Genomic DNA, 15,352 nt, shown 5'->3' on the forward strand with positions numbered 1-15,352 from the left:
CCGGCTAACCTCCTTGCCATCACCTAGACGCAGCAGGAGTACGAGAGCCATGGCGAAAGCACCGGTCCAGCGCATGTCCCAGTTGATGGCGAAGACGCTGCGCGACGACCCGGCGGACGCCGAGGTCCTCAGCCACAAGCTGCTGGTCCGCGCCGGCTATGTGCGCCGCACCGCCGCCGGCCTGTGGAGCTGGCTGCCCCTCGGCAAGAAGGTCCTCGCCAACGTCGAGCGCGTCGTGCGCGAGGAGATGGACGCCATCGGCGCCCAGGAGGTGCTGCTCCCCGCCCTGCTGCCGCGTGAGCCCTACGACGCCACCGGCCGCTGGGACGAGTACGGCCCCGAGCTGTTCCGCCTCCAGGACCGCAAGGGCGGCGACTACCTCCTCGGCCCCACCCACGAGGAGATCTTCACCCTGATGGTGAAGGACCAGGCGTCCTCCTACAAGGACCTGCCGGTCATCCTCTACCAGATCCAGTCCAAGTTCCGCGACGAGGCCCGCCCCCGCGCCGGCATCCTGCGCGGCCGCGAGTTCCTGATGAAGGACTCCTACTCCTTCGACCTCGAGGACGAGGGCCTGGCGAAGTCGTACGCCCTGCACCGCCAGGCGTACCAGCGGGTCTTCGAGCGCCTGGGCCTCGACTACCGCATCTGCGCGGCCACCGCCGGTGCCATGGGCGGCTCCAAGTCCGAGGAGTTCCTCGCGCCCGCCGAGGCCGGCGAGGACACCTTCGCCGACTGCCCGAACTGCGACTTCGCCGCCAACACCGAGGCGGTCGCCCACGAGCTGAAGCCCGTCGACGCCGCCGGGGTCCCGGCCGCCGAGGACATCCCCACGCCCGACACCCCCACCATCGAGACCCTCGCCGCGTCCCTCGGCGTCGAGGCCTCGGCCACGCTGAAGAACCTGCTGGTCAAGGTCGACGGCGAGATCGTCGCCGTGGGCGTGCCCGGTGACCGCGAGGTCGACATGGACAAGGTCGAGGCGCACTTCGCCCCGGCCGTCGTGGAGATGGTGACCGAGGCGGACTTCATCGCCCGCCCCGACCTGGTGCGCGGCTACGTCGGCCCGCAGGGCCTGGACAAGGTGAAGTACATCGCCGACCCGCGCGTGGCCCCGGGCACCGCCTGGATCACGGGCGCCAACAAGGCCGGCACCCACGCGAAGAACGTGGTCGCGGGCCGCGACTTCGAGGCCGACGAGTACGTCGACGTGGTCGTGGTGCGGGAGGGCGACCCCTGCCCCCGGTGCGGCACGGGACTGCGGCTGGACCGCGCCATCGAGATCGGGCACATCTTCCAGCTGGGCCGCAAGTACGCCGACGCCCTCAAGCTCGACGTCCTCGGCCAGAACGGCAAGCCGACCCGCGTCACCATGGGTTCCTACGGCATCGGCGTCTCCCGCGCGGTGGCGGCCCTCGCCGAGCAGACCGCCGACGACAAGGGGCTGTGCTGGCCCGCCGAGGTCGCCCCGGCCGACGTCCACGTGGTCGCCGCCGGCAAGGCCCTGCAGACCGAACTGGCCCTGGACGTCTCCGAGAAGCTGTCCGCCGCGGGTCTCCGCGTCCTGGTCGACGACCGCGCGGGCGTCTCCCCGGGCGTGAAGTTCACCGACTCGGAGCTGATCGGTGTCCCGCAGATCCTGGTCGCGGGCCGCCGCGCCGCCGAGGGCGTCGTCGAGCTCAAGGACCGCCGCACCGGCGAGCGCGAGGAGTTGACGGTCGACGAGGCGGTGTCCCGCCTGACGGCCTGACGGCCTGACCCGACCTGTCGCCCGGCGTCGACGGGGCCCCGTACGGGCGGGCCCCGTCGACGCCGGGCGTCTTGCTGGGGCGTGGTGCCGGGGGTGGGTTCACTCGCCGGCGTTTGCCGGGTGCCGCTGCGCCCACCCGTGCCGCCCCAGCGGCACGATTGCCCGCAGCTGGGGAGCCCAGCGGCACGGTTGCCCGCAGCTCGCCCCTGGGTCCTACAGCCAGCCCGCGAACTCCAGCAGCAGTTCCGCGTCCTGTTCGCGGCCCACGCGGCGGGCCCGTACACCCGATTCCACCGCGCGGAACAGGGTCCAGCCGCGCAGGCGTTCGCGGTCGACCTCCAGGGACTCCGCCAGGCGCTTCACCCGGCGTCGCGTCGTCGACGCACCCGACGTCTGCGCGATGAGGTCCTCCACTCGGTCACGGACCAGCCGCGCCAGGTCGAACGCGTGCTCACCGACCACCGGATCCGGCCCCACCGCCAGCCACGGCGTGCGCTCCCCGCCCAGCACCTTGCTCTGCCGGAACGTCCCGTGCAGCAGCCGGTGCTCGGGCGGCGCCGCCACCAGCTCCTCCCGGGCCGTCAGCGCGGCCTCCACCAGCGGTGCCACCTCCGGATCGGCCGCCGCGCTCGCCCGCATCGCCCGTGCCTGCCGCTCCGTGCGCTCGGTCACCGTCTCGAAGCCGTGCTCCTGCGGCGGGTCCACCCAGAGCCGGCGCAGCGTCCCGGCCGCCTCCAGCAGCGCCTTCGCCTCCGGCAACGAGCGCACCGACACATCCGGATGCAGCCGCTCGAGCAGCAGAACACCCTCCGCGGCGGAGGCCGGCTCCAGCAACTGCACCGCTCCCCGGCCGCCCCAGTGGGCCAGCGCCGCCCGCTCGGCCTCCGGGCGGGCCCGGCGCGGGGCCAGCTTCAGCACGGCGGGCGTGCCGTCGGCCGTACGCACCAGCACCACCAGGCTGCTGCGGCCGCCCGGCACCTGCACCCGCTCCACGGTCAACTCGCGCTGTGCCACGGCCTCGCGCGCCGTCTCCGGCAGCCTCTCCAGCCAGTCGTCGCCCTCCGGCGCCGTCTCACCGAGCGCCCTCACCAGACGCTTCGGCGGTTCGAAAACCATGCGCGAGTCGTTCCCTTCCTGCTCTACGCGGGGCCCGCCCCGTCAGGCCGACGGCGCCGGGGTCCCCGAAGCCGTACCGCTCCGCTCGGCGAGCCCAGGGAAGGGTACGCTCCCGCCGCTCCAGCGGACCGACCGCACCGCCGCCTCCCGCATCGCCTCGGCGGCCCCCCGGCGCCGCTCACCCTCGCTCGCCCGCACCAGATCGCCGTAGACCCCCGCCACGCGGTCCTCCAGCCGCGCCGCCAGCCGGACCGCCGACGCCGCGTCCGTCACCTGGAACGGCAGCGCGTAGCCCGCGGCGGCGGCGACGGGTTCGGCCCCCGTGTCCGCGACCGCGCGGACCAGCGCGTCCCTGCGCGCCCGGTGCGCGTCGTACGCCGTCCGCGCCTCCGTGCGCCGCCCCTCGCCGATCCGGCCGCCGACGACGCCGTAGCCGTACACCGCCGCGTGCTCCGCCGCCAGGGCCGCCTGGAGCGCCCGCAGTTCCCCGTCCTTCGCCTCGCGTGTCCCGCCCACCGTCATACCTCCGTCAGCAGATACACGTGCGCGGCGCCGGCCGCCGCGACCGAGGCCAGCAGCCGGGCCAGTTCGCCCGGAGCGTCGAGGAGCTCCTTCTCGCGCCGGCCCGCGATCTCCCGCTCGGCGGCGGCGAGTCCGGCGAGGGCGTCCTTCTCCTTCGCCGGCACGACCGGTGCGGGAGAAGGGGAGGCCGGAGCGGAGGCGGACGGCGACGGCGACGGCTGCGCCGTGTCCCCGAACGCCTCCGCGTGCCGTACGACCTCCGCGCGCAGCGGATCGAGCCGCGCCGCCAGCTTCGGATGCGCGGCCACCACCGCGCCGTACCGCGCGGCCAGTTCCCTGCTGTCCCGGGCCGCACGCGCGCGTGCCCGGTCGGCGGCCGAGGGACCGCTGCCGGCGGGGGCGCCGGAATCCCCCGACCCGGCGGAACAGCCCGCCGCCAGCAGGGCCGCCGGGGCGGCGGCGAGCAGACTCCTTCTGCGCGGCCCCGAACGGGCGCGCGGAGACAAGGGGAACGACACGGCAGACGTCCTCGGGGGGCTCGTACGAACACAGCGACGAAAAGGAGGCCGGGGCCCGTGATCACCGTACCCGTGCGCCCGCGCGCAGGCCCCCAGCGGCACCCTCCGTGACCGGTGGACGGCAACACCCTCCGCGACCGGATACCCTTTGACCAGACACGCGCACCGTCCCACAACAGCACACGCGGCCGAGGAGTCACCCGGATGAGCACCACCCAGAGCGAGAGGCTTCGAGAACTTCTGGAACCGCTCGTCAGCTCCCAGGGCCTGGATCTCGAAGAGATCGCCGTGGACGCGGTCGGCCGCAAGCGTGTGCTGCGTGTCGTCGTCGACTCCGACACCGGAGCGGACCTCGACCGGATCGCCGATGTGAGCCGCGCGCTCTCGGCGAAGCTCGACGAGACGGACGCCATGGGCAGCGGGGAGTACACCCTCGAGGTCGGAACCCCCGGCGCGGAACGCCTGCTCACCGAGCACCGGCACTACACGCGAGCCACCGGCCGCCTGGTCCGGTTCCAGCTCGCCGAGGGCGGCGAACTGACGGCCAGGATCCTCACGACCGACGACGAGGGCCTCGACCTCGAGGTGCCCGGGGTGAAGGGCCGCAAGCCCACCGCCCGCAGACTCGCCTTCGCCGACATCACCCGCGCGCGCGTACAGGTCGAGTTCAACCGCAAGGACAACGAGAAGGAAGAGGAGGCATAACCGTGGACATCGACATGAGTGCACTTCGGCTCTTGGTGCGGGAGAAGGAGATCTCTCTCCCCCTGCTGGTCGAAGCGATCGAGTCGGCCCTCCTCATCGCCTATCACCGCACCGAGGGAAGCCGCCGCCGCGCGCGCGTGGAGCTCGACCGGGAGACCGGTCATGTGACCGTGTGGGCGAAGGAGGACCCCGACGACCTCGAGGAGGGCCAGGAGGCCCGCGAGTTCGACGACACCCCGTCCGGCTTCGGCCGTATCGCCGCCACCACGGCCAAGCAGGTCATCCTGCAGCGCCTGCGCGACGCCGAGGACGACGCGACGCTCGGCGAGTACGCGGGGCGCGAGGGCGACATCGTCACCGGCGTGGTCCAGCAGGGCCGCGACCCGAAGAACGTACTGGTCGACATCGGCAAGCTGGAGGCCATCCTGCCGGTGCAGGAGCAGGTCCCCGGCGAGACCTATCCGCACGGCATGCGGCTGCGCAGTTATGTCGTCAGGGTGGCCAAGGGGGTGCGCGGCCCGTCCGTCACCCTCTCGCGCACGCACCCCAACCTGGTGAAGAAGCTCTTCGCCCTGGAGGTGCCGGAGATCGCCGACGGCTCCGTGGAGATCTCCGCGATCGCCCGCGAGGCCGGCCACCGCACCAAGATCGCCGTACGCTCCACCCGCTCGGGCCTGAACGCCAAGGGAGCCTGCATCGGCCCCATGGGCGGCCGGGTGCGCAATGTGATGGGCGAGCTGAACGGCGAGAAGATCGACATCGTCGACTGGTCCGACGACCCGGCCGAGATGGTGGCGAACGCCCTGTCGCCGGCCCGGGTCTCCAGGGTGGACATCGTCGACATGGCCGCCCGCTCCGCCCGGGTCATCGTGCCGGACTACCAGCTGTCCCTGGCGATCGGCAAGGAGGGGCAGAACGCCCGTCTCGCCGCCCGTCTGACCGGCTGGCGGATCGACATCCGCCCGGACACGGAACAGACCGGGGAATAGATCCAAGCCGCGGCTCGCTGAGATCACGACAGCTTTGCGCGCGGCAAGTGTTCGATTCTTGCCCCAAAGGGGTGAGGTCGGTCCGGGGAGGTAGACTGAGCAGTGTCTGGCCGGACACGTGCTGGCGTATGCCCTGAGCGCACCTGCGTGGGGTGCCGGGAGCGAGCGGTCAAGAGCGAGCTGTTGCGCATCGTGGTGATCGAGGACGCGTGCGTCCCCGATCCTCGCGGTACGCTGCCCGGCCGGGGTGCGTATGTGCACCCCGTCCCGGTCTGTCTCGACCAGGCGGTGCGCCGCAGGGCGTTCCCACGGGCGCTCCGCGTCCCGGGACCGCTCGACGTAAAGGCGTTGCGCCACTACGTCGAGCAGGCACAAGGTTGCTGAGCAGCGGCTTCACGCCGGCTGGACAGGCAACACGCACGAACATGCCGTACGGAACAAGCCGTGCGGTCTGGTACCTCGCGAGTCGAAAGCAGGTCGAGATTGCGATGAGCACTCGATGAGTACGCGATGAGTACGCCCATGAACTAGCGACGGTCCGGACGCAACCCGGACCTCAGAGGAGCGAAGTGGCTAAGGTCCGGGTCTACGAACTCGCCAAGGAGTTCGGTGTGGAGAGCAAGGCCGTCATGGCCAAGCTCCAGGAACTCGGTGAATTCGTCCGTTCGGCGTCTTCGACCATCGAAGCGCCCGTAGTACGCAAGCTGACCGACGCCTTCCAGCAGGGCGGGGGCAGCGGCAAGTCCGCCGCGAAGCCCGGCGCGCCCCGCAAGGCGGCCCCCAGGCCCGCCGCGCCGTCCCCGGCGCAGGCGGCCCGTCCGGGTCCGGCTGCCCCGAAGCCGCCGTCAGCACCCAAGCCCGCCGCGGCCCAGCCGCCGGCGGCTCCGTCCACCCCGTCGGCGCCCGCGCCGGCGGCCTCCGGCCCGCGTCCGGGCCCGCGGCCCGCGCCGCGTCCGGCTCCGGCGGCCCCGGAGTTCCAGGCCCCGCCCGCGGCGGCGGCCGAGGCTCCGGCTCCGGCCGGTCCGAAGCCCGCCGGCTCGCGTCCCGGCGCCCCCAAGCCCGGCGGTCGTCCCTCCGGTCCCGGTCAGGGACAGGGCCAGGGCGGCGGCCAGGGCGGTCAGGGCCGTCCGGCCGGCCAGGGTCAGCGTGCCGGTGGCGGCGCTCCGCGTCCGGGCGGTCGCCCGGCCGGTCCGCGTCCCGGTAACAACCCCTTCACCTCCGGTGGCTCCACCGGTATGGCCCGTCCGCAGGCTCCGCGCCCGCAGGGCGCGCGTCCGGGTGGTCCCGGCGGTCCCGGCGGTGCCGGTCCCCGTCCGCAGGCCCCCGGTGGCCAGGGCGGCGGTCCGCGTCCGCAGGCTCCGGGCGGGCAGCGCCCGACCCCGGGCTCGATGCCGCGTCCGCAGGGCGGTCCCCGTCCCGGCGGCGGCCCCGGCGGTCCGCGTCCCAACCCCGGCATGATGCCGCAGCGTCCCGCTGCCGGCCCGCGTCCCGGTGGCGGCCCCGGTGGCCGTGGTCCGGGCGGTGCGGGTCGTCCCGGCGGTGGCGGCGGCGGTCGTCCCGGCGGCGGCGGCTTCGCCGGCCGTCCGGGTGGCGGCGGTGGCGGTGCCGGTCGTCCCGGTGGCGGCGGCGGTTTCGCCGGTCGTCCCGGTGGCGGCGGTGGCTTCGCCGGCGGCGGTGGCCGTCCCGGCTTCGGTGGCCGTCCCGGTGGTCCCGGTGGCCGCGGTGGCACGCAGGGCGCCTTCGGCCGTCCCGGCGGTCCCGCGCGTCGCGGTCGCAAGTCGAAGCGGCAGAGGCGCCAGGAGTACGAGGCCATGCAGGCCCCGTCGGTCGGCGGCGTGATGCTGCCTCGCGGCAACGGCGAGTCCATTCGCCTGTCGCGCGGTGCTTCGCTCACCGACTTCGCGGAGAAGATCAACGCCAACCCGGCGTCGCTCGTCGCGGTCATGATGAACCTCGGCGAAATGGTCACCGCGACCCAGTCCGTCTCCGACGAGACGCTCCAGCTCCTCGCGGGCGAGATGAACTACACCGTTCAGATCGTCAGCCCGGAGGAGGAGGACCGCGAGCTGCTCGAGTCCTTCGACCTGGAGTTCGGCGAGGACGAGGGCGACGAGGAGGACCTGGTGGTCCGCCCGCCGGTCGTCACCGTCATGGGTCACGTCGACCACGGAAAGACCCGCCTCCTCGACGCCATCCGCAAGACGAACGTCATCGCGGGCGAGGCCGGCGGCATCACCCAGCACATCGGTGCCTACCAGGTCGCGACCGAGGTCAACGAGGAAGAGCGCAGGATCACCTTCATCGACACCCCGGGTCACGAGGCGTTCACCGCCATGCGTGCCCGTGGTGCGCGGTCGACGGACATCGCGATCCTGGTCGTCGCGGCCAACGACGGCGTCATGCCGCAGACGGTCGAGGCGCTCAACCACGCCAAGGCGGCCGACGTCCCGATCGTCGTCGCGGTCAACAAGATCGACGTCGAGGGTGCCGACCCGACCAAGGTGCGCGGTCAGCTGACCGAGTACGGCCTGGTGGCCGAGGAGTTCGGCGGCGACACCATGTTCGTCGACATCTCCGCCAAGCAGGGTCTGCACATCGACAGCCTCCTCGAGGCCGTCGTCCTCACCGCGGACGCCTCGCTCGACCTGCGGGCCAACCCCACGCAGGACGCGCAGGGCATCTCGATCGAGTCCCGGCTCGACCGCGGCCGCGGTGCCGTGGCGACCGTCCTCGTCCAGCGAGGCACGCTGCGGGTCGGCGACACGATGGTCGTGGGCGACGCCTACGGCCGGGTGCGCGCCATGCTCGACGACAACGGCAACAACGTCGCCGAGGCCGGCCCGTCGACGCCGGTCCAGGTCCTGGGCCTGACCAACGTCCCGGGTGCGGGCGACAACTTCATCGTCGTGGACGAGGACCGTACGGCCCGTCAGATCGCCGAGAAGCGCGCCGCCCGTGAGCGCAACGCCGCGTTCGCCAAGCGCACGCGCCGTGTGTCGCTCGAGGACCTGGACAAGGTGCTCAAGGCCGGCGAGGTCCAGCAGCTGAACCTGATCATCAAGGGTGACGCTTCCGGTTCGGTCGAGGCCCTCGAGTCCTCGCTGCTCCAGCTGGACGTCGGCGAAGAGGTCGACATCCGCGTCCTGCACCGCGGCGTCGGTGCGGTCACGGAGTCCGACATCGACCTGGCGATGGGCTCCGACGCCATCGTGATCGGCTTCAACGTGCGCGCCGCCGGGCGTGCCGCGCAGATGGCCGAGCGCGAGGGTGTGGACGTCCGGTACTACTCGGTCATCTACCAGGCGATCGAGGAGATCGAGGCGGCCCTCAAGGGCATGCTCAAGCCGGAGTACGAGGAAGTCGAGCTCGGTACGGCGGAGATCCGCGAGGTCTTCCGCTCCTCCAAGCTGGGCAACATCGCGGGTGTTCTCATCCGCTCCGGCGAGGTCAAGCGCAACACCAAGGCGCGCTTGCTCCGCGACGGCAAGGTCATCGCGGAGAACCTCAACATCGTGGGCCTGCGTCGCTTCAAGGACGACGTCACCGAGATCCGCGAAGGCTTCGAGGGCGGTATCAACCTCGGAAACTTCAACGACATCAAGGTCGACGACGTCATCGCGACCTACGAGATGCGCGAGAAGCCGCGGGTGTAACACCCCACGGTGCGTACCGGCCGGCGGGACCCACCCGGGTCCCGCCGGCCGGCGCGTCTGTGCGTGAAGGCCCGCAGGTCAGGCCTTCGGCGCCGGCCGGCGGACACAATATCCGTCGATCGGCGCACCCCCTTCGATGTACGGTTCTGATGTCCCCGCCCACCACGGACGGCGGGGCCGTCGATCCCGTACCGGCGGGTGAACCGGTTGTACATGTATGTGGGGACGCTGTCCTTCGACCTCCTCCTCGGTGACGTACATTCGCTGAAGGAGAAGCGCTCCGTCGTCCGCCCGATCGTCGCCGAGCTCCAGCGCAAGTACGCGGTGAGCGCGGCCGAGGTGGATCACATGGACCTCCATCGCAGGGCCGTCATCGGCCTCGCCATGGTGTCCGGCGACGCGGCGCACCTGACCGACGTGCTGGACCGGTGCGAGCGGCTGGTCGCCGGGCGCCCCGAGGTGGAGCTGCTGTCCGTCAGGCGGCGCTTCCACGGCGAAGACGACTGACGACCACAGCCCAGAGATACGCAGACAGGAAAGAACGGGAGACGGACCAGTGGCCGACAACGCGCGGGCGAAAAGGCTGGCGGACCTCATCCGGGAGGTGGTGGCCCAGAAGCTGCAGCGCGGGATCAAGGACCCGCGGCTCGGCTCGCACGTCACCATCACGGACACCCGGGTCACGGGTGACCTCCGGGAGGCGACCGTCTTCTACACGGTGTACGGGGACGACGAGGAGCGCACGGCCGCCGCGGCGGGCCTGGAGAGCGCCAAGGGCATCCTGCGCTCCGAGGTGGGCCGGGCGGCCGGTGTGAAGTTCACACCGACGCTGGCCTTCGTCATGGACGCGCTCCCGGACACGGCACGCAACATCGAGGACCTCCTCGACCGGGCGCGCCAGTCCGACGAGAAGGTGCGCGAGGCGTCCGCGGGCGCCTCGTACGCCGGTGACGCCGACCCGTACCGCAAGCCGGAAGACGACGAGACGGACGACACCGCCGAATGACCCAGAAGCACACCACGCCCGACGGCCTTGTCATCGTCGACAAGCCGTCGGGCTTCACCTCGCACGACGTGGTCGCCAAGATGCGCGGCATCGCCCGCACCCGGCGGGTCGGCCACGCCGGCACCCTCGACCCGATGGCGACGGGTGTCCTCGTCCTCGGCGTCGAGCGGGCGACCAAGCTCCTCGGCCACCTCGCGCTGACCGAGAAGGAGTACCTCGGCACGATCCGGCTCGGGCAGAACACGCTCACCGACGACGCCGAGGGGGAGCTCACCTCCTCCACCGACGCCTCCGCGGTCACCCGCGACGCCGTCGACGCCGGGGTGGCGAAACTGAGCGGCGACATCATGCAGGTGCCGTCCAAGGTCAGCGCCATCAAGATCGACGGGGTGCGCTCCTACAAGCGGGCCCGGGAGGGCGAGGAGTTCGACATCCCGGCCCGGCCGGTCACCGTCTCGTCGTTCTCCGTGCACGACGTCCGGGAGGCGGTCGCCGACGACGGCACCCCGGTGCTCGACCTGGTGGTCTCCGTCGTCTGCTCCTCCGGCACCTACATCCGCGCCCTCGCCCGCGACCTGGGCGCCGGCCTGGGCGTGGGCGGACACCTCACGGCGCTGCGCCGCACCCGTGTCGGCCCGTACAAGCTGGACTCCGCGAAGACGCTGGACCAGCTCCAGCGGGAGCTGACGGTCATGCCGGTCGCCGAGGCCGCCACCGCCGCCTTCCCCCGCTGGGACGTCGACGACCGGCGGGCCGGACTGCTCACCAACGGCGTACGGCTGGAGATGCCCGAGGAGTACGCCGGTTCCGGAGCCGTGGCCGTGTTCGGCCCCGACGACCGGTTCCTGGCCCTCGTGGAGGAACAGCGGGGCAAGGCCAAGAGCCTCGCCGTCTTCGGCTGAGGTCTCCTTTTGGGGATCCGCCCGTGGAGCGGCGCCACGGGGATGGACATGCCGCCGCTCCACGGTCCCCCTCGGTTCCCCCACCCCTAGGGTGTATCCATCCACCCCCGTCTGTTCACCCGTAAGTGCGGGCGCTCGGAGTGAACCGGGGGAGCGGAAGGGGGCGCGTTCCCCGGACGATCTGTCCCGCTGATCATCCTGGGCCTACTGTCGCAGCGAGGCACGGCTGAGCGACGGGAGGGTCCGACGATGCCGTACGACGTCCTGGTCCGCCTGTACGACCTCGCCGGCCGGCCGCGCGGCACCGGTTTCGTGGCCGATCACCGCGGCACGGTCCTCACCGGTCACGAGGCCGTCGACGGACTGCCCCGGCTCGTGCTGCACGCGGCGGGGGGCCGCCAGTGCGTGGTGACCGCCGACGCGGTGACCCCGCTGCCCGCCCTCGGCCTGGCCCTCGTCCGCAGCGAGGGCCTCGGCGTTCCGCCGCTGCCGGTCACCACGCGGCGCGGCGTGCCGCCCGGCACCTATGTGCGGATCCCCGCCGGAGGCTGGCGCGAGGCGCGCGTGCTGGGCACGGGCGCCGTGACCTACACCGCCACCGACCGCACCCATCTCCTGGGCGCCGCCCTGGAGTTGGCGGTCGGCACCGCGGGCCGGGACGCGCTGCGGCTCGGCGGCGGGGCCGTCGGCGGACCGGTCCTCGACGCCACCACCGGCACCGTGCTCGGCGTCCTCGGCACCGCCCTGCGCGCGGACGACCGCGACGCGGGCTTCGCCGTGCCGCTGCCGGGGCGCACCGGGGACGGCCCGCTCGCCGAACTGCTCGCCGAGAACGCGGCGACGGTCCCGGCCTACGGCGCCGACCTCAACGCCGCCGCACTCGTGGAGCTCACGGCCGTCACCGAGCCTGTCGGCCGGCCCGTCGTACGCGCGGAACCGGACGCGTTCGAGCGGGGCCAGGCCGCCGCGCAGGTCGGGTGCACGGCCCCGTCGGCCGACCCCGAGCCTGTCGACCGGCCGGCCGTACGCGCGGAACTCGACGCGTTCGAGCGGGGCGAGGCCGCCGTGCTGGGCCTGGTCGGACCGCCCGGCAGCGGCCGTACGACCCAGCTCGCGGCGCTCGCCGCCCGCCGGCACCGCGCCGGGGCGCCCACGCTCCGGCTGCGCGGTGCCGACCTGTACGCGGACGACGGTTCGGTCGCGGACGCCGCCCGGCGGGCCCTGAACCGGGCCGCCGCCCTTGTCGCCGCGTCCCGGGTCCCGTTCCCGGCGGCCCCGGAGGCGCTCGGGGACCTGAGCCCGGAGCATCTGGCCGGGCTCGCCCGCACGGTGGGCCGGCCGCTGCTGCTGCTCCTCGACGGGCCCGAGGAGGCCACGCTCCACCGGCCGGCCGCGTGGACCGCCGCCACCGCGCACTGGCTGCGGGCGACGGGGGCACGGCTGGTGGTGGCGTGCCGGGCGGAGTACTGGGAGGGGGCGGGGTTCCCGGCGGAGCTGCTGTACGGCGGCGGGGCACGCCCCGCCGGGCAGGGCCTTCCGGCGGGGCCGCCGCGCACCGGCGGGGCACGCCCAGATGGGCGGGGGTTCCCGGCGGAGCCGCCGCGCGCCGGTGCCCTCCCCGCGTGCGTGACCATCGGCGACCTCACTCCGGATGAGGCCCGGGAGATGCGCGCCCGGCACGGCGTCCCGGAGGGCGCGGTGGCCGACGCCGTGGCCCGGCACCCGCTGACCCTGCGGATGCTCGCGGAGCTGCGGGCCGCCGCCGCCTTCGACGCTCCCGTCGGCCGTGACGAGGTCTTCTCCGCCCACCTGGACCTGATGTGCCTGCGGATCGCCGTCCGCCTCGCCGACGGGAGCGGGGCCCGGGGGACCGCCGTACGCCGGCTGGCCGCCAGGGTCGCGGGGCGGGTGCACGAGGCGGCCCGCCGCAGCCTCGGCGCCGGGCACGGGGAGCTGGACCCGGGCACGTTCGGCGCGGTGTTCCCGTACGAGTCCGGCTGGGCGTCCGCCGTACTCGCCGAGGGGCTCCTCGTCCCGTCCGGGACGACCGGCTACCGGTTCGCCGACGAGGAACTGGCCGACTGGCTCCAGGGCACCCACCTCGACGTGGACGCTGCGCTGCACGCGCTGGTCCACCGGAACCAGTACGCACAGCCCGCCCCGGCATCCGGGTACGAGGACGCGGTGGCCGAGGGGACGGCATCAGGGGGTGGCTCGCTGCCCGATGCCGGGGCGGGCGGGGGCGGCGGCGGGCCCCTTCCGCCGGCCGGTCGCCGGCACGGCGTGGCCGGTCCGACCGCTGCCGTCCTCGATCCCTGGACCGTCGCCGGGCCCGACCCGTGGGCCGTCGCCGATGCCGAGTACCGGCCCGCCGGCGTGGACCTCCTCACGGAGGAGCCGCCCGCCGGGGCCGGTGGTGGTGGCCCGGCGGCCCTCGCCGCCGGCCGTGCGCTGCCCGGAGGTGCCGGCGCCGGAACCTCGGCACCGTCCGCCGTCGCCGCCCCGCCCCCTCTCGGCCCCGTCCCGCGTCACCGCATCGGCGTGGTCGTCGAGGCGCTGCTGTTTCTCGCGCGGCGGCACGGGAGCCCGCGCCTGTCCCCCCGGCTCACGGATCTGGTGCACGCCCTCGACGCCGATCCGGGCTCCTGGTGGGCCGCCCGGCTGCTCGGCGAAACCCTCGCGCGGGTGCCCGACGCGGCACCGTACACGGACGTACTGCGGCTGCTGGCCGACCGTCTCGTGGCCTGGCGGGAGCAGCCGCGGGGCGTGCCGCCCGAGCTGGGGCCCGCCTTCTGGGACGGACTCCGGCTGCCGCTCGAGACACGGTGCGCGCTGCTGCGGCGGCTCGTCCACGCCGACGGACCCCCGTGCGAGAGCGGCCCCCGGTTCCTCGACGCCGCCGCCCGGCTGCTCACCGGCGACCCCGTCGCCGTACTCACGTATCTCATCCGCTGGTTCGAGGACGACCGGCCGCTGCCCTCCACCCCGCACGCGACCGTGGCGACGGCCGCGCAGGCGCTGCTGCACACCCACCGGCGCGCGGCCCCGGACGCGCTGACCGAGGCGCTCGCCGACAGCGCGCACCGGCTGGCCGGCCAACTGCTGACCGCACTGGCGGAGGAGGAGCCCGCGGTGATGTGCCGGGCCGTCGACCGGTGGGCGAAGGACGCCCGGCCCGCCCGCCGCGCCCTCGCCGTCACCCACGGCCTGCGGGTCGCGCCGTACGCCCGCGACGACACCGACCGCACCCTGCTGCGGTACGCGGCCCTCGCCCTCCTCGTCCGCGCCGCCGACCGCGAACTGCACGGCGGCGCCCTCGCCCTCCTCGTGCGCGACCCGAACAGCAGGGACCGCCATCTGCCACGCGCCCTGGAGCGTTTCGCGGCCGGCGATCCCCACCTCCCGCCGAGCGCGCTGACCCCCGCCCTCGACACCCACCCGGAGCCCGTCCTCGACGCCTTCCGGGCCAGGCTGGGCACGGCGGACTCCGGTGAGGCGTTCGAGGCCCTCGCCGACGCCACCCCGCCCGTCCCGTCCCGTACGGTCGCCACGCTCGTACGGGAGGCGGTGGCCCGGCGGCCGGAGCTGACGGGCCATGTCGCCGCGTACGCCGACGGGCGGCTGGAGGCGGGCCCGGCGGCCCGTGCCCTACTGAGAGCACTGCTCACCGCCCTGCTCGACGGCGGCCCGCAACCCCTCCGGCTGGCCCTCTCCGGAGTCCTCGCCGCCCCCGGGACCCCCGCCTCCCGCCCGCTGCGCCGCGAGCTGCTGGACGTGCTGCTCGCCCGGGAGTCCGACCCCGCCGTCCTGGAGGCGGTCCTGCGCGCCGCGGCCCGTACCACCGGCCCCGAGCCGCGTGTCCTCGTCCACCGCGCCGGGCTGCTCCTCGTCCGCACCACGGAGGGCGCCGCCCGTTTCGACCGCTGCCTGGCCGATCTGGCGGATCACGTCCCCGGCTTCGCCACCGCCGTGGCCGGCTGGCTGGCGGACGCCCCGCGCGAGTGGGCCGCGCTCATCGGACCCGCCACCCGCGACGTCGTCGAGAACGCCGTCACCGCCTGACCCGCCATCCGGCACGTGCGCCCCGTCACACAGTCCCCATGCCGATGCGGACCCCCGGCACCCGGCATGGCACCCTTAGAGCTGCGCAGAGAAGACCCACGGACCGGGTTCGTCCGACAAGGTTTCGAC

Annotated in this window: 12 protein-coding genes; 9 read left to right on the forward strand and 3 right to left on the reverse strand. The window is 74.0% G+C overall.

Going from position 1 to position 15,352, the window contains the following annotated elements:
• The first annotated feature begins 49 nt into the window (after positions 1-49).
• The gene (locus IF28_RS0110425; protein WP_030216781.1) at positions 50-1,750 is read left to right on the forward strand and encodes a proline--tRNA ligase; all 1,701 of its coding nucleotides are present in this window, start codon (positions 50-52) and stop codon (positions 1,748-1,750) included.
• 213 nt (positions 1,751-1,963) lie between these two features.
• Here IF28_RS0110425 and IF28_RS0110430 read toward each other — a convergent pair whose 3' ends face one another.
• From IF28_RS0110430 to IF28_RS0110440, 3 genes are read right to left on the reverse strand one after another with little or no spacing between them, the layout of a single operon-like run.
• Positions 1,964-2,866, reverse strand: a complete 903-nt coding sequence (locus IF28_RS0110430; protein WP_030216783.1) for an aminoglycoside phosphotransferase family protein — start codon at positions 2,864-2,866, stop codon at positions 1,964-1,966.
• A 42-nt stretch (positions 2,867-2,908) separates the two neighbouring features.
• The gene (locus IF28_RS0110435) at positions 2,909-3,388 is read right to left on the reverse strand and encodes a ferritin-like domain-containing protein (protein WP_030216785.1); all 480 of its coding nucleotides are present in this window, start codon (positions 3,386-3,388) and stop codon (positions 2,909-2,911) included.
• Positions 3,385-3,906 carry a hypothetical protein gene (locus IF28_RS0110440; protein ID WP_030216788.1) on the reverse strand — a complete coding sequence of 174 codons (522 nt, stop codon included), beginning with the start codon at positions 3,904-3,906 and terminating at the stop codon, positions 3,385-3,387. The genes IF28_RS0110435 and IF28_RS0110440 overlap by 4 nt, the downstream gene beginning before the upstream one ends.
• Positions 3,907-4,110: 204 nt before the next feature.
• Here IF28_RS0110440 and rimP point away from each other — a divergent pair, with 204 nt between their 5' ends.
• The 8 genes from rimP to IF28_RS39415 all read left to right on the forward strand — a co-directional run bounded on the left by rimP (position 4,111) and on the right by IF28_RS39415 (position 15,223).
• Entirely contained in the window at positions 4,111-4,611 is a 501-nt protein-coding gene (gene rimP / locus IF28_RS0110445) for a ribosome maturation factor RimP (RefSeq protein WP_030216790.1), read from the forward strand.
• Between the two features lie 2 nt (positions 4,612-4,613).
• The gene (gene nusA / locus IF28_RS0110450; RefSeq protein WP_030216793.1) at positions 4,614-5,600 is read left to right on the forward strand and encodes a transcription termination factor NusA; all 987 of its coding nucleotides are present in this window, start codon (positions 4,614-4,616) and stop codon (positions 5,598-5,600) included.
• Between the two features lie 102 nt (positions 5,601-5,702).
• Positions 5,703-5,984: a YlxR family protein gene (locus IF28_RS0110455; protein ID WP_030216796.1), complete on the forward strand. Its 282-nt coding sequence runs from the start codon at positions 5,703-5,705 to the stop codon at positions 5,982-5,984.
• A gap of 185 nt (positions 5,985-6,169) precedes the next feature.
• Entirely contained in the window at positions 6,170-9,253 is a 3,084-nt protein-coding gene (infB, locus tag IF28_RS37665) for a translation initiation factor IF-2 (protein WP_078621028.1), read from the forward strand.
• A gap of 213 nt (positions 9,254-9,466) precedes the next feature.
• Complete coding sequence (locus IF28_RS0110470) at positions 9,467-9,760, forward strand: DUF503 domain-containing protein (protein ID WP_030216812.1); 294 nt, start codon at positions 9,467-9,469, stop codon at positions 9,758-9,760.
• Positions 9,761-9,809: 49 nt separating this feature from the next.
• Complete coding sequence (gene rbfA / locus IF28_RS0110475) at positions 9,810-10,259, forward strand: 30S ribosome-binding factor RbfA (protein ID WP_030216815.1); 450 nt, start codon at positions 9,810-9,812, stop codon at positions 10,257-10,259.
• Entirely contained in the window at positions 10,256-11,161 is a 906-nt protein-coding gene (gene truB / locus IF28_RS0110480; RefSeq protein ID WP_030216818.1) for a tRNA pseudouridine(55) synthase TruB, read from the forward strand. Before rbfA ends, truB begins: the two co-directional genes overlap by 4 nt.
• 249 nt (positions 11,162-11,410) lie before the next feature.
• Entirely contained in the window at positions 11,411-15,223 is a 3,813-nt protein-coding gene (locus IF28_RS39415; RefSeq protein ID WP_037892940.1) for a S1 family peptidase, read from the forward strand.
• The last annotated feature ends 129 nt before the right edge of the window (positions 15,224-15,352 follow it).

This window comes from Streptomyces sp. NRRL WC-3626 (assembly GCF_000718785.1).
Classification (GTDB): Bacteria; Actinomycetota; Actinomycetes; order Streptomycetales; family Streptomycetaceae; genus Streptomyces; species Streptomyces edwardsiae.

Bases quoted from the DNA above. Each gene is read 5' to 3' on its own strand.
- IF28_RS0110425 (WP_030216781.1), top strand. From the start codon at position 50: ATGGCGAAAGCACCGGTCCAGCGCATGTCCCAGTTGATGGCGAAGACG.
- IF28_RS0110430 (WP_030216783.1), bottom strand. From the start codon at position 2,866: ATGGTTTTCGAACCGCCGAAGCGTCTGGTGAGGGCGCTCGGTGAGACG.
- IF28_RS0110435 (WP_030216785.1), bottom strand. From the start codon at position 3,388: ATGACGGTGGGCGGGACACGCGAGGCGAAGGACGGGGAACTGCGGGCG.
- rimP (WP_030216790.1), top strand. From the start codon at position 4,111: ATGAGCACCACCCAGAGCGAGAGGCTTCGAGAACTTCTGGAACCGCTC.
- IF28_RS0110470 (WP_030216812.1), top strand. From the start codon at position 9,467: ATGTATGTGGGGACGCTGTCCTTCGACCTCCTCCTCGGTGACGTACAT.
- truB (WP_030216818.1), top strand. From the start codon at position 10,256: ATGACCCAGAAGCACACCACGCCCGACGGCCTTGTCATCGTCGACAAG.
- IF28_RS39415 (WP_037892940.1), top strand. From the start codon at position 11,411: ATGCCGTACGACGTCCTGGTCCGCCTGTACGACCTCGCCGGCCGGCCG.